Here is a 13,055-nt window from a genome sequence, read left to right as displayed (position 1 = left end):
CTGGTCGCGCACCTGGCGCTACCTGGTGGCGGTCGGCACCGGACTGACGATGTGGCTGGTCACCGCGGTGGATCTGACCACCCACTCCCGTCCCCAGGACGCGGGGAAGGTGGGCGCGCTCCTGCTCCTGGATCTGGTCCTCGGGGCGGCCGCCACGGCGCTCCTCCCGCTGCGTCGCCGCCTGCCGGTCGTGACGGCACTGGTCAGCGGCATCCTCCTCCTGGGCTCGGTCTCGGCCGGCGGCCCCGCCACCGTGGCACTGGTGTCCCTGAGCACGAGGCGCCGGTGGCGCGAGGCGCTGCCGGCGGCCGGGGTGTGGCTGGTGACCTCGGTCGGTTACGAGTCCCTGTACCGACAGCTCTCCACCAGCACGGGCCTCGACGGCCCGGTGTACATGCTCCTGGTGGCCCTGCTCGGCGCGATGGTGTGCGGACTGGTCATCGCGACCGGGTTCTACATCGGTGCCCGCCGCGAGCTGCTGGCCTCGCTGCGCCAGCGCGCCGAGGAGGCCGAGCGTACCCAGCGGTTCCGCGTCGACCGTGCCCGGCAGGCCGAACGCACCCGCATCGCCCGGGAGATGCACGACGTACTGGCGCACCGCATCTCCCTGGTCGCGATGCAGGCGGGCGGGCTCGCGTACCGGCAGGACCTCACCCGGGAACAGATCACCGAGTCCGCCGAGCAGATCCGCGACGGGGCACATCGCGCCCTCGGTGAGCTGCGCGAGGTCCTGGGAGTGCTGCGCGCCACCGGCGGCGACGTCGTCCCGACCGAGCACGAGGCCCCGCAGCCGACGCTGGCCGAGGTGCCTGCGCTGCTCGCCGACGCCGTCGAGGCCGGCGGTCGGGTGCACCTGGACCCGAGTGGACTGCCGCAGGGTGACCTGCTGGCTCTGACGGCCCTTCCCGAGACCGTCTCCCGCACCGCCTTCCGCATCCTGCAGGAGGCTTTGACCAACGCGCGCAAGCACGCACCGGGGCAGGCGGTCCTGGTCCGGATGGCGGGGGAACCGGGTGAGCACCTGCTGGTCGAGGCACGCAACCAGCAGGAGGATCCCTCCGGCAGGATGCCGTCCAGCCACGACGGGACCCCCGGCCACGGATCGGCCGGTCGCCCCTCGACGCCGCCGGGCGCCGGGTTGGGACTGGTCGGCGCACAGGAACGTGCCGAGCTGGTCGGCGGGAGGCTCGAGCACGGGTCCGCATCCGACGGGACGTACGCCGTGAGAGTGTGGCTGCCGTGGCCGATCTGAACTCAGCTGACGAGCCTGCCACCCGGATCCGGCTCGTGGTCGTCGACGACGACGCCCTCGTGCGCGCCAGCCTGCGGCTGATCCTCGGCGGCGACACCGACCTCGAGCTGGTCGCCGAGTGCACCGATGGAGCGCAGGCCGTCGAGGCCGTGCTGCGGCTGAGCCCGGACGTGGTGCTGATGGACGTCCGGATGCCGCGCGTCGACGGCCTGACGGCCCTGCGCGACCTGCGGGAAGCCCGGTCGACCGCCAAGGTCATCGTGCTCACCACCTTCGACGCCGACGACCTGGTGCTGCGCGCCCTGCGCGAGGGCGCCGCCGGATTCCTGCTCAAGGACACCCCGCCTCATCTGCTGGTGGACGGCATCCGCCGGGTCGCGGCGGGCGAGCCGATCCTGTCGCCGACCGCGACCGCCCACCTCATCGCCACGCTCACGCAACCGCAGGACGGCGCACGCCGGGAGGAGGCGCTGCAACGGCTCGCGTCCCTGACCCCGCGGGAACGGGACGTGGCGACGGCGGTCGCCCGTGGCCTGTCCAACGCGGAGATCGCCGCGCAGCTGTACCTGGGGCTGGCGACCGTGAAGACCCACGTGGGGCACCTGTTCACCAAACTCGACGTGACGAACCGGGTCCAGATCGCCCGCCTGGTCCACGCCGCCGGACTCGACCAGCAGACGTCGGCGTAGACCGGCTGCGGCACCCGCGGGTCGCGGGACGACGCCACCGACCGCGTCCGGGAGAAGTCCGGGAGCCATGTCAACCAGTCCTTCGGGATCTCGGGGGTGGGGGCGTCGTGGAGTCGAGCGGTCCGTCGCACTCCCAGTGCCTGGGCTCCTCGCGATCGCCGCCCTTCCTCGCCCAGTAGGGATGGATCCAGCCGTACGCCGGGGCATGGACGAGCGCCCGGCCGTGGTGGGACGCCCGAACAAGCCCTCAGACTTGTTCGCCGCGGTACAAGGCGCCTGCCATATCGACCGGCTCAGTCGACCCGTGCCCGCCGTGCCCGCTGTCGCGAGGCGACCCGCAGCCGGTGCCGGACGTCGACCGGCGCCTCCCCGGTCACCGCCCCGAGCTCACCCACGAGCTCTGCCGCCCGCTCCCGCACCGCCATCAGGTCCGCACGGGCGTCGATCGTCGTCGTCAGGTCCAGCACCCGCCGACCGCGCTGCTCCCGGCCGCGCGCCCGCGCCCCGAGCACGTCCGGATGTTCGGACATCAACCGGGCCACGTGCTCGCCCGCCTGCACCGGGTCCGCGGTCAGCGTCCCGGATCCGTCCGACCCGGGAAGCACCTCCGGTCCGTGCCGTGTCGGCCGCAGCAGCGCGACCAGCCAGGCGAGCGCGACCACGGCCAGCAGGACACCGGCGGCCGCGCAGGCCCAGGGCCACCACGACGTGGCCGTCGCCGACTCGACTCCGTCCGCGTTCAGGCTCTCCGGCGACTGCGACCAGATCCGGGGCAGGACGTCGAGACCCCAGGCCAGGGCGCCGGCACCGACCGCGATCAGCGCCAGCCCGAGCAGGAGGGCCACGACGCGGTTGACCGCTGAGATCGTCCGGCTCATCGTCGCGCTCCTCGGGTCCGGGTCGCCACGGCGGGCGGCTGGGCCAGGACACCGAGGCGGGCGGTCACCCGCTCGGCGACCTGGTCGGCGGTCTCGTCGGCTCCGGTGGTGCGGATCGCCACCGTCACCCGGCGCCGGGTGACGGTGCTGACCGCCTCGAGCACGCCCGGGACGGACCGCGCGGTCTCGGAGGCCAGCCGCGCGATGTCGTCGTCGCGGAGGTAGAGGCCGCCGTCACCGGCCAGCGGCCGCCCGACCGAGCGGGTCGGGGTGAGGGCGGCGACGACCAGCACCAGGCCGAGCAGCAGGACCACACCGCCGATCACGGCGACGGCGGCGGTGGGGTGCACCGTCCCGACGGCGTGCGCGGTCGACGCGATCCACCCGGTGCGCAGGGCTCCCGCGCCGACCAGGGCGTCGTGCACCAGCACGACGGCGAGGCCCAGGAGGATCAGCGAGAACAGCAGCCCGAGCGCACGGGACGGTCCGGCGGAGCGCGGCGGGACGAACCGCGCGTCCTCGGTGCCGGCCCCGCTCATCGGTCCCGCCCCCCACGGCCGTCGCCCGTCCAGCCGACGACGGCCACGTCGACCCGGTCAGCCCGCACCCCGGCGAGCCGTAGCACTTCCTGCGCGACCAGCGACCGGACGGCCGCGCTGGTCTCGGCGGCGGGGCGCGGCCAGGCCAGGGTGACCTCGACACCGATCACCGCGCGGCCGCCGGACTGGCTGCTGTGCACCCGCGGCAGGCCACGGCGACCGGGGGTGCGGACCACGCCGGGCACGCCGAGTGCCGCGCGCGAGGCGATGGTGTCCACGACGCGTGCGGCGACGTCCAGCGCGCCGCGTTCCTCGGGCGGGGTGCGCTCAGCCACGGCGCCGGCCACCGAGCAGGAAGGCGAGGTCGATCCGGCCGTCGACCGCGGCCGCGACGACCCAGCCGATCGTGCCGAGCACGAGGGCGAGCAGGAACCCGCTGAAGCCGCCGGCGATGGCGGCCAGGGCGAGCAGCAGTCCGGCGAACATGCCGGCGGTGGTGACAGACATCAGAGGTTCTCCAGACGGGGGACGGTCACAGGATCGGGATCGGGTGCGGGCGCGAGGTCGTCGATCCAGACGTGGGCGGGAAGGCCGACGACCGCCGTGGCAGCGCGGTGCACCGCGGCGGCCACGGCACGCAGGTCGGCCCCCTCGACGACCACCACGTGGACGTCGACGATGCGGGGACCGATCCGCACCCCGGCGACCTTGCGACCGGGGAGGTAGGTCGCCACCTCGCCGAGCAGACCGCCGTGCAGGCGCACCACCCCGGGGACGGCGGAGACCGCGTCCCGGACCAGTTCGGCCGGGTCCGGGATCCACGCGGCGGGAATGGTCACTGGACGCGCGGCTCGGCGTCGGGGGTCGGGTCGGCGTCGTCCTCGGGCAGATGCACGTCACTGACGGCGATGTTGACCTCGATCACCTCCAGACCGGTCATCCGCTCGACGGACGTGACGATGTTGCGCCGGACTCCCTGGGCGAGGTCGGCGATCGCGACGCCGTACTCGGCGACGAGCTCGACGTCGATGGCGGCCTGGGTCTCCCCGACCTCGACGCTGATCCCCTGGGAGTGGTTCGTGGTGCCACCGGGGATCCGCTCCCGGATCGCGCCGAAGGCGCGGGCCGCTCCGCCGCCGAGGGCGTGCACGCCGGCCACGTCGCTCGCGGCGATGCCGGCGATCTTGCTGACCACCGCGTCCGCGATGCTGGTGGTCCCGTGATCGGTCTGCAGCGACCCCGTGTTCGAGGTCGTGGTGACGTCACCGCGGCCCGGTCGTCCACTGGGGGTGGTGGAGGGGGTGGTGCTGGTCTGCTCGCTCATCTCGTGCTCCTCGCCTGCGCGGCCTGCCGCGACGGCTCCGGCGTGCCGATCTCTCGGCGTGCCCTGACACTGAGTGAGTGCCACGGGAGCCACGATCGTCACGAATCTCGGAGGGTGATCTAGGTCACACTCCGGACGGGGCGGCCGAACTGGGCCTCGCCCGGCTGGCCGCATTGGGGGACCGCACGGCCTTCACCCGACTCGCGGACGCGGTGGGCCCCGGCCTGTACCGGTATGCGCTCCGCATGCTCGGGGACGAGTACGAGGCCCAGGACTGCGTGCAGGAGACGCTGCTGTCCGCCTGGACCGGACTGGACTCGTTCCGTGAGGAGTCCCGCGTTCGTACCTGGCTGTTCGGGATCGAGGCCAACCTGGTGCGGCGGCGGCTGCGACGACAACCGCCCGCTCCGGTCGATCCGGAGTCCGCCGCACAGATCCCCGGCCCCGACGACCCCGCCACGGAGGCTCTCGCCGCAGATCTGCGCGCAGCGCTGGATCTCGCGCTGACCGGGCTGCCACCCGCCCAGCGGGAGGCCTGGCTGCTCGTCACCGTGGAGGCGTTGACCTACCGTGAGGTGGCCGAGGTCCAGGCGACCACCGTGTCGACGGTGCGCGGCAGGGTCGAGCGGGCGCGACGACAATTGGAGAGGAGGCTGGCACCATGGCGATGAACAACCCCCGCCGGGAGGACCTCCCTGACCCCGGGCTCGACCGCCTGCTGGACGCAGCCGCCCGTGACCTGCGCCAATACACCGACCACGGCTGGGCCCGGGCCCGCGGTTCACTGCTCACCGCCTTGGCCACCGCGGTGCGGCCGGGCAGGCCGGTGCTGGCGCGGCATCCGCACGGGGAGTTCCACGTCAGCACGACCGTGCTGCGCGGCGTGCTGCGTCAGGCCCTCGCCGAGGAGGACGGCGGCACCCTGCTGAGCGTCGCCTTCGATGTCGACGAGCACGACCTGCTGACCGCCGTGACCGCGGAGGTCTCCGCCCGGTTCGGCACTCCGCTGATCCCGGCGGCGGAGCGGCTGCGCAGCACAGCCCGGGAGGCGGTACGAGGAGCGCTGGGCGAGGTGACGCCGACCGAGGACGCGATCCGGGTGCATGTCGTGTTCACCGACGTGCACCGCGCCCGGGACTGACCCCGCCCGACCGGCTCGTCCCTGGGCCGCGGTCTGCCTCTGTGCCCGTTCGGGCACCCGAATCGACTTGATTGTGTCCGATTCTGTTGACTTGGCGCGAGGGTCGGAGGACAGTAACGGCCGGGAGCCGACCGCAACGACCGGCCCCTGAGTGATCGAGGGTCGAGACGAGGACGTCCGGTTCCACGCTCCATCAGCCGCATCGCCGCACACCGAGGTGCGAAGGCGATCGATCGGGACGGACGCCGGTCCCCGCGGGATCCCGTGGGGAGCCGCTGCACGGTGCCGCGCTGGGCACCGACAACTCAAGGAGAGAGATGAAGGTCTTCCGCTTCTACGCCCCTGGCGACGTGCGCCTGGAGGAGGCACCGGAACCGAGCCCCCGGGCGGGCGAGGTCAAGATCCGGGTGCGCGCCTGTTCGATGTGCGGCACCGACGTGAAGATCTCCACGTCGGGCCATCAGCGCATCGTGCCGCCGCGCGTGATGGGCCACGAGATCGCCGGGGAGGTCGTCGAGGTCGGCGACGGGGTCGACGGCTGGGCCCCGGGCGACCGGGTGCAGGTCATCGCCGCGATCCCCTGCGGCACCTGCGAGTTCTGCCGGGCCGGCGCGATGACCATCTGCCCGAACCAGGTGTCGATGGGCTACGACTTCGACGGCGGGTTCGCGCCGTTCATGATCGTCCCGCCGGAGGTGCTCGCGGTCGACGGTCTCAACCGGATCCCCGACCAGGTGTCCTTCGCCGAGGCGTCGGTCGCCGAACCCTTCGCCTGCGCGATCAACGCCCAGGAGATCATCGACGTGCACGACGGGGACGTCGTCGTCGTGGTCGGGTCGGGTCCGATCGGCTGCCTGCACGTGCGGCTGGCGCGGGCCCGGGGCGCGGCGAAGGTCATCCTGGTGGAGCTCAGCCGCGAGCGCCTCGACCTGGCCGCCGGCGTGGTCCGACCGGACGTCGCGATCTGCGCCGGCGAGGTCGACCCGGTCGCTGCCGTGAAAGAGGCGACCGACGGACGCGGCCCGAGCGTCGTCATCACCGCCGCGGCCTCGGGAGCGGCCCAGGAGCAGGCGCTCCAGATGCTCGCCCCGCAGGGCCGGCTGAGCCTGTTCGGCGGGCTGCCCAAGGACCGCCCGACCATCACCTTCGACTCGAACCTGGTGCACTACCGCGAGCTGGCGGTGTTCGGCGCCAACGGGTCCAGCCCCGCGCACAACCGCCAGGCGCTCGCGCACATCGCCGACGGCAGCGTCCCGGTCTCGGACCTGATCACGCATCTGCTGCCCCTGGACCAGGTCGCCGAGGGCATCGACATCGTCCGATCCGGGACGGGAATCAAGGTCACCATCGAACCGTGACGGGTCGACCGTCACCGATCCACGAAGGAGCAGGTCAATGAGGATCGTCTCCCTGCCGGCGCCCGGCGTCCGGCACGTCCCCGGTCGGGTGGTGTGACCACCATGTCCACCTCAGCCGCCACCACCACCCCGGCGACCACGTCCCGGGGCAAGCAGGCCCAGGTCCGCGTCCAGCGGTTCGGAGCCTTCCTGAGCGCCATGATCATGCCCAACCTCCCGGCCTTCCTGGCCTGGGGTCTGATCACCTCCCTGTTCATCGCAGCCGGCTGGCTGCCGAACGGCATCCTCGGCGGATTCGGCAACGCCGACCAGATGAGCTGGCAGGGCGCGGCGACCGCACTCGCCCAGGCCGACGACGGCACGACCTTCCGGCAGTACGTCGGCCTGGTCGGGCCGATGGTCACCTATCTGCTGCCGATCCTGATCGCCAACGCGGGCGGACGGATCGTCTACAGGGAGCGCGGCGGTGTCGTCGCGTCCATCGTCGCGGTGGGCATGATCACCGGCAGCACGGTGCCGATGTTCCTCGGCGCCATGATCGTCGGCCCGGCATCCGCCTGGGTGATGAAGAAGATCGACAGCCTCTGGGCGGGTCGGATCCGGCCGGGCTTCGAGATGCTGGTCGACATGTTCTCGGCCGGGATCGCCGGGGCCGCGATGGCGGTCGGGGCGTTCTTCGGCTTCGCGCCGATCGTCACGCAGGTCTCCGACTGGCTCGGCAGCGTGGTGAGCTGGATGGCCGACAACCACCTGATGCCCCTGATGGCGCTGGTCGTCGAGCCGGCCAAGGTGCTGTTCCTCAACAACGCGATCGGGAACGGCGTGCTGGTGCCCCTCGGCGCCCAGGAGGTCGTCGACACCGGCAAGTCGCTGCTGTTCCTGGTCGAGTCGAACCCCGGACCGGGGCTCGGCATCCTGATCGCGTACACCGTGTTCGGGATCGGGGCGGCCCGCTCCTCGGCACCGGGCGCCGCCATCGTGCAGTTCATCGGCGGCATCCACGAGGTGTACTTTCCGTTCGTGCTGATGAAGCCGACCCTGATCCTGGCCGCCATCGCCGGGGGTGCGACCGGGATCGCCACCAACGTCGTCTTCGGCAGCGGGTTGCGCGGACCGGCGGCCCCGGGGTCGATCATCGCGGTGCTGGCCGCCACGCCACGGGACTCGTTCGTCGGGGTGATCCTGTCGGTGGTGCTGTCCTTCGTGGTGACCTTCCTGATCGCCGCCGTGATCCTGCGGGCGTCCCGTCGGCGCGACCTGGAGACGGGCGGTGGCGATCTGGGGGCCGCGATCGCCCAGACCGAGGCCAACAAGGGGAAGTCGTCCTCGGCGCTCGGTGCGATGTCCGCGTCGGTCGGGTCCGGCGGGCAGGACTCCACGGCCACCGCGCCGCTGCGGTCCGTCGTCTTCGCCTGCGACGCCGGGATGGGGTCGTCCGCGATGGGCGCCAGCATCCTGCGGGACAAGCTGAAGAAGGCCGGGCGCGGCGACGTCACCGTGGTGAACCGTGCCGTGGCCACCCTGGAGGACGACGTCGATCTGGTGATCACCCAGCGGGAGCTCACCGACCGTGCGCGACGCCAGGCCCCCAGCGCCCGGCACCTGTCGGTGGACAACTTCCTGTCCAGTCCGGTCTACGACGACGTCGTCCGGGAGGCCACCTCCAGCAACGTCGCCGCCGAGGGAGGTCCGTCATGATCGATCTGCTGGACGCCGAGCGGGTCGTCCCGGCCGGCCGGGCGACGACCAAGGCGGAGGCGATCCGGGAGGCCGGCGGGCTGCTGGTCTCCGCGGGGGCGGTCGAGCCCGCCTACGTCGAGGCGATGTTCGACCGGGAGCAGCAGATCTCCACGTTCATGGGGAATCTGCTCGCCATCCCGCACGGGACGAACGAGGCCAAGAACACCGTCCTCCGGTCGGGCCTGTGCCTGGTGCGCTACCCGGAGCCGTTGGACTGGGACGGCAACGAGGTCCGCGTGGTGGTCGGGATCGCCGCCGCCGGGGACGACCACCTGGCCATGCTGTCCCGGATCGCGCTGGTGTTCAGCGACATGGACCGGGTGCAGCGGGTCCTGGACGCCGGGAGCACGGCGGACCTGCTGGCGGTGTTCGAGGAGATCGACCTCGACTGAGGGGTGCCGTCCTGCGGGTCTCGTGCACGACGAGGCCCGCGGGACGGACCCGCACCACCGGCCTCGCCCCAGGGAGTCAGCGTGTTCGCAGCCGAGCGGCAGCAGCAGATCCTCACCAGCGTCCGGCGGGACGGGCGGGCGGACGTCACCGGGCTGGCCGGCGCTCTGGCGGTCACGACCGAGACCGTGCGTCGCGATCTGACCGCGCTGGAGCGCCGCGGCCTGGTGCGCCGGGTGCACGGTGGGGCGGTGCTCTGCGAGCCGGATCCCGAGGACCACGGAGCGCGGCGCGCCGGATCCCTCTCCACGGAGACCGAGCACATCGCCCGCGCCGCACTGGCCGAGCTCCCCGACGGAGGGTCGGTGGCGGTGGACTCCGGAGCAGCGGCCGGCCGCCTGGCCGAGTTGCTGCCCGTGGGCCGCGAGCTGACCGTCGTCACCCCGGCACTGCCGGTCGCCATGACCCTGGCCACCCGTTCCGACCTCACCCTGCACCTGATCGGCGGCACGATGCGCGGCCGCACCCGGGCGACCGTCGGCAGCTGGGCGCTCCGGGAGCTGGACGAGATCCGGGTCGACGTGACGTTCCTGACGGCGACCGGCGTCAGCGTCGCGCACGGGCTCACCACCGCGGACCTGGCGGAGGCCGCCGTCCAGGCAGCCCTGCTCCGCGCCGCGCGCCGCACCGTCGTGCTGGCCGGCCACGGCGCCCTCGGCCGGGACGCCTTCGCGTGGGTCGCCCCGCTGTCCGCGGTCGACGCCCTGGTCACCGACGCACCGCCGCCGGCCACCCTCGGCCTCGAGTCCGCCGGTGTCCGGGTCGTCCGCGCGTGAGCGGTCGCCCGGCCCCGGTCAGGACCCCGCCCACTCCTCCCGCAGCAGTCCGTAGGCGTAGGAGTCCAGCCACCGGCCGTCCCGGTGCAGGGAGTCCGCTCGGTACTGTCCCTCGCGGCGCAGGCCGACCCGCTCCATCAGCCGCCAGGACGGCGCGTTGTCCGCGAAGCACAGCGCGGTGACCCGGCGCAGGCCGAAGTCCGTGAAGCACGCGGACACCAGCCGGCGCACCGCCTCGGTCGCCAGCCCCCGGCCCTGGGCAGCCGGGTCGAAGGCCCACCCGAGCTCCGCCTGCGAGCGCTTCGCCCGGTCGGCGACCTCGGTCTGCCCCCAGCCGTCCTCGATCCGCACCATGAGGTCCCCGACCACCGTGCCGTCCCGCTCGACCACCAGGGTCGGCCCGAGTCGGTCCGGCTCGGCGAACCGGCCGGCGAACTCCGCCTCGTCCCCGGGCAGCGCGGTCATCCACCGCGCCACCTCGGGCAGACGCCGGTAGCGCCAGACCACGGACGCGTCCGCCGCCACCGCCGGGCGGATCACGAGGCGCTCCGTGGTGAGCGGCCAGGCGGCAGGAGGCGTCGAGTCGGTCACCGGGGCAGGGTAGCCCCCGACCGGTGACCGCCCACGACCCGCGACGGCCGGTGGCGGGCTCGTCGGTGACCGCGCCGGAGCGACAGCCTGTGCCCGTCAGGCGACAGGTTGCCCGCTCCGCCCCTTGACGGCATCCACCATCGGCTTTCCTGGCACCGGCACCGGAACGACCCGGGCGCCCGCCAGGAAGAGGACGTCGCATGGTCAGCAGCATCCGCCGCGTGTGGAGCGGGTTCGCCGCCTCCCGGCCCGCCACCGCCGAGTTCGTGGTCTTCAGCCTGATCAGCATGGGCATGACCGTGCTGCAGCTCGTGCTGATGCCGGTCCTCAAATGGGTCTTCGGCATGACCTCGCTGGTCGAGACCACGTTCCAGGTGCTCGGCACCGCGACGAACGCCGACGGCAGCACCTTCTTCATCTTCGACTATCCGGCCGGAGCGTTGCCCGAGGGCGGCGGCGGCCTGGCGTACTTCCTCGCCGTGCAGCTCACCCTGCTGATCGCGCAGGTGATCAACTTCTTCCTGCAGCGCACCGTCACGTTCAAGTCGACGTCCGATCCGTGGCGTGCGGCGGCCTGGTACGCGGTGGCCTACGTGATCATCACCTTCCTCGCCGCCTGGTTGCAGGGCTTCTACAAGGACCCGATCTACCAGTGGATGATCGGGCGCTGGGGCGCGACGGGCGAGGCCGGCGCCGATGTGGTCACGATGATCATCAATGCGCTGATCTCGTTCGTGGTGTTCTTCCCGATCCTGAAGATCATCTTCCGCGCGGAACCTGCCCCGGAACGCGCCGCCGAGCCGTCGCCGGTGAGCTGAGCGAGTCCCGCCGACCAGGGCCGCTCGTGACGGCCCGACCCCACGCACCGGCGTGGCATGCACCTGAGCTGCACCCTCCGGATGCGGAACCGTTCAACCCATGTCACCGTCATCTCCGTCGAAAACGGGAGGAAGACATGGGACTGTTCGGCTGGATCATTCTCGGGCTCATCGCGGGTGCGATCGCCAAGGCGATCCTCAAGCGCGACAACGGCGGTTGGTTCGCCACGCTGCTGCTCGGCGTGATCGGCGCGCTGGTCGGCGGCTGGCTCGGCAGCATCATCTTCAATGTGCAGCTCAGCGGCTTCTGGTCCCTGAAGACCTGGTTGCTGGCGATCGCCGGTTCGGTGCTCGTGCTGGCGATCTACGGCGCGGTCACCGGACGCAAGGGCGCCCGCGGCTGATCGCGGACGGACACGGCCCCGGGGTGGGATATCCCGGGGCCGTGTCGTGTGTCAGAGCCCCTCGACCAGGTCCAGGGCGAGATCCAGGATCGGCGAGGAGTGGGTCAACGCCCCCACCGAGAGGTAGTCGACCCCGGACGCCGCGACCGCGGCCGCCCGTTCCAGGGTGAGGTTCCCGGTGGCCTCCAGCTCGACCCGGCCGGTGCCGGACTCCCCGGCGCGCACGGCGGCGACCACCTCGGTCAGGACCTCCGGCGGCATATTGTCGAGCAGCAGGAACCGCGCACCGGCGGCCACAGCCTCCAGCGCCTGCGCCGGGGTGTCGGCCTCGACCTGCAGCGGCACGTCCCCGAACCGGGCACGCACCGCGTCGATCGCGGCGGTGATCCCCCCGGCGGCGACCACGTGGTTGTCCTTGATCATCGCGACGTCGTACAGGCCCATCCGCTTGTTGGTGCCGCCCCCGCACCTCACCGCGTACTTCTCCAGCTCACGCAGCCCCGGCGTGGTCTTCCGGGTGTCCAGCACCTGCGCACCGGTCCGCGCCAGCACGTCCGCCCACCGCCGGGTGTGCGTCGCGACCCCGGAGGCCCGTGAGGCGAGGTTGAGGGCGGTCCGCTCGGCGACCAGCAGCACCTGGACCGGCCCGTTCAGCACGGCCAGGACGTCGCCCCGACTGACCCGCGTGCCGTCCGGCACCCACTGGTCGACCGTCGGAGCGTCCAGACCCAGCCGTTGCGCCACCTGCGCGGTCACCTCGGCCACCACCGGCAGTCCGGCGACGACACCCGGCTCCCGGGCGACCAGGTGCGCGACGCCGCGCAACCCCTCGGGCACCGTCGACTGGGTGGTCAGGTCCCGGCCCGGCTCGGCGCCCAGGTCCTCGTCCAGCGCAGTGCGCACGGTGCGCCGCAACCATTCGGGGTCCAGACGGCCGGGCTCGGACAGGTCAGCGGAGGTCACCCCCGCAGCCTAGGCCGCCAGAACTCCCGACCCGCCCACCGCGGACCGACCGACCACGCACGCGACCGCCTCGGCACCGCCACATCGAGTGCGAAGAACTTGTCGCTGAACGGGCGCTTTGGGCGACGACTT

At 72.7% G+C, this 13,055-nt stretch carries 18 protein-coding genes; 10 read left to right on the top strand and 8 right to left on the bottom strand.

Translation table 11 applies throughout. The features are described from left to right. Both OGL89_RS16225 and OGL89_RS16220 read left to right on the top strand, forming a co-directional pair. A partial coding sequence (locus tag OGL89_RS16225) for a histidine kinase (protein ID WP_263121210.1) occupies nucleotides 1-1,252 on the top strand: 1,252 nt, incomplete at its 5' end. Next, a complete protein-coding gene (locus tag OGL89_RS16220) occupies nucleotides 1,240-1,941 on the top strand; it encodes a response regulator transcription factor (RefSeq protein WP_263121209.1) in 702 nt (233 codons plus the stop codon). The genes OGL89_RS16225 and OGL89_RS16220, both read left to right, overlap by 13 nt. 293 nt (nucleotides 1,942-2,234) lie before the next feature. Here OGL89_RS16220 and OGL89_RS16215 read toward each other — a convergent pair whose 3' ends face one another. The 6 genes from OGL89_RS16215 to OGL89_RS16190 are packed head-to-tail and all read right to left on the bottom strand — an operon-like array spanning nucleotide 2,235 to nucleotide 4,682. Continuing rightward, nucleotides 2,235-2,819, bottom strand: coding sequence for a hypothetical protein (locus OGL89_RS16215; protein ID WP_263121208.1), 585 nt, complete (start codon nucleotides 2,817-2,819; stop codon nucleotides 2,235-2,237). Then, nucleotides 2,816-3,358: a DUF6286 domain-containing protein gene (locus tag OGL89_RS16210; protein WP_263121207.1), complete on the bottom strand. Its 543-nt coding sequence runs from the start codon at nucleotides 3,356-3,358 to the stop codon at nucleotides 2,816-2,818. Before OGL89_RS16210 ends, OGL89_RS16215 begins: the two co-directional genes overlap by 4 nt. Next, entirely contained in the window at nucleotides 3,355-3,693 is a 339-nt protein-coding gene (locus OGL89_RS16205) for an Asp23/Gls24 family envelope stress response protein (RefSeq protein WP_263121206.1), read from the bottom strand. Before OGL89_RS16205 ends, OGL89_RS16210 begins: the two co-directional genes overlap by 4 nt. Further along, nucleotides 3,686-3,865: a DUF2273 domain-containing protein gene (locus tag OGL89_RS16200; RefSeq protein WP_263121205.1), complete on the bottom strand. Its 180-nt coding sequence runs from the start codon at nucleotides 3,863-3,865 to the stop codon at nucleotides 3,686-3,688. The genes OGL89_RS16205 and OGL89_RS16200 overlap by 8 nt, the downstream gene beginning before the upstream one ends. Then, nucleotides 3,865-4,197, bottom strand: coding sequence for a hypothetical protein (locus OGL89_RS16195; protein WP_263121204.1), 333 nt, complete (start codon nucleotides 4,195-4,197; stop codon nucleotides 3,865-3,867). The genes OGL89_RS16200 and OGL89_RS16195 overlap by 1 nt, the downstream gene beginning before the upstream one ends. Next, nucleotides 4,194-4,682, bottom strand: coding sequence for an Asp23/Gls24 family envelope stress response protein (locus OGL89_RS16190; protein WP_263121203.1), 489 nt, complete (start codon nucleotides 4,680-4,682; stop codon nucleotides 4,194-4,196). The genes OGL89_RS16195 and OGL89_RS16190 overlap by 4 nt, the downstream gene beginning before the upstream one ends. Before the next feature lie 77 nt (nucleotides 4,683-4,759). On the opposite strand from OGL89_RS16190, the gene OGL89_RS16185 reads away from it, so the two are divergent. The 6 genes from OGL89_RS16185 to OGL89_RS16160 all read left to right on the top strand — a co-directional run bounded on the left by OGL89_RS16185 (nucleotide 4,760) and on the right by OGL89_RS16160 (nucleotide 10,147). Beyond that, on the top strand, nucleotides 4,760-5,353 hold the full coding sequence (locus OGL89_RS16185) for a sigma-70 family RNA polymerase sigma factor (protein WP_263121202.1): 594 nt from the start codon (nucleotides 4,760-4,762) through the stop codon (nucleotides 5,351-5,353). Beyond that, nucleotides 5,344-5,823, top strand: coding sequence for a hypothetical protein (locus OGL89_RS16180; RefSeq protein ID WP_263121201.1), 480 nt, complete (start codon nucleotides 5,344-5,346; stop codon nucleotides 5,821-5,823). Before OGL89_RS16185 ends, OGL89_RS16180 begins: the two co-directional genes overlap by 10 nt. Before the next feature lie 317 nt (nucleotides 5,824-6,140). Beyond that, complete coding sequence (locus OGL89_RS16175; protein WP_263121200.1) at nucleotides 6,141-7,181, top strand: zinc-dependent dehydrogenase; 1,041 nt, start codon at nucleotides 6,141-6,143, stop codon at nucleotides 7,179-7,181. A gap of 102 nt (nucleotides 7,182-7,283) precedes the next feature. Beyond that, nucleotides 7,284-8,879 carry a PTS mannitol transporter subunit IICB gene (locus tag OGL89_RS16170; protein WP_263121199.1) on the top strand — a complete coding sequence of 532 codons (1,596 nt, stop codon included), beginning with the start codon at nucleotides 7,284-7,286 and terminating at the stop codon, nucleotides 8,877-8,879. Continuing rightward, on the top strand, nucleotides 8,876-9,313 hold the full coding sequence (locus OGL89_RS16165; RefSeq protein ID WP_263121198.1) for a PTS sugar transporter subunit IIA: 438 nt from the start codon (nucleotides 8,876-8,878) through the stop codon (nucleotides 9,311-9,313). Before OGL89_RS16170 ends, OGL89_RS16165 begins: the two co-directional genes overlap by 4 nt. Nucleotides 9,314-9,394: 81 nt before the next feature. Next, nucleotides 9,395-10,147, top strand: a complete 753-nt coding sequence (locus OGL89_RS16160; protein ID WP_263121197.1) for a DeoR/GlpR family DNA-binding transcription regulator — start codon at nucleotides 9,395-9,397, stop codon at nucleotides 10,145-10,147. An 18-nt stretch (nucleotides 10,148-10,165) separates the two neighbouring features. Here the strand turns inward: OGL89_RS16160 and OGL89_RS16155 are convergent, their stop codons facing one another. Beyond that, nucleotides 10,166-10,738, bottom strand: a complete 573-nt coding sequence (locus OGL89_RS16155; RefSeq protein WP_263121196.1) for a GNAT family protein — start codon at nucleotides 10,736-10,738, stop codon at nucleotides 10,166-10,168. 200 nt (nucleotides 10,739-10,938) lie between these two features. On the opposite strand from OGL89_RS16155, the gene OGL89_RS16150 reads away from it, so the two are divergent. Both OGL89_RS16150 and OGL89_RS16145 read left to right on the top strand, forming a co-directional pair. Further along, on the top strand, nucleotides 10,939-11,556 hold the full coding sequence (locus OGL89_RS16150) for a hypothetical protein (RefSeq protein ID WP_263121195.1): 618 nt from the start codon (nucleotides 10,939-10,941) through the stop codon (nucleotides 11,554-11,556). A 137-nt stretch (nucleotides 11,557-11,693) separates the two neighbouring features. Next, nucleotides 11,694-11,960 carry a GlsB/YeaQ/YmgE family stress response membrane protein gene (locus tag OGL89_RS16145; protein WP_263121194.1) on the top strand — a complete coding sequence of 89 codons (267 nt, stop codon included), beginning with the start codon at nucleotides 11,694-11,696 and terminating at the stop codon, nucleotides 11,958-11,960. Nucleotides 11,961-12,011: 51 nt separating this feature from the next. On the opposite strand, the gene nadC is transcribed toward OGL89_RS16145, so the two are convergent. Continuing rightward, nucleotides 12,012-12,923 (bottom strand): carboxylating nicotinate-nucleotide diphosphorylase, encoded by a 912-nt coding sequence (gene nadC / locus OGL89_RS16140; protein ID WP_263121193.1) that lies wholly within the window; start codon nucleotides 12,921-12,923, stop codon nucleotides 12,012-12,014. Between the last annotated feature and the right edge of the window lie 132 nt (nucleotides 12,924-13,055).

Origin of the sequence: Cellulomonas sp. RIT-PI-Y, assembly GCF_025642745.1 — a bacterium.
Taxonomy (GTDB): Bacteria; Actinomycetota; Actinomycetes; order Actinomycetales; family Cellulomonadaceae; genus Cellulomonas.
This window is presented reverse-complemented; position numbering and strand designations above follow the sequence as displayed.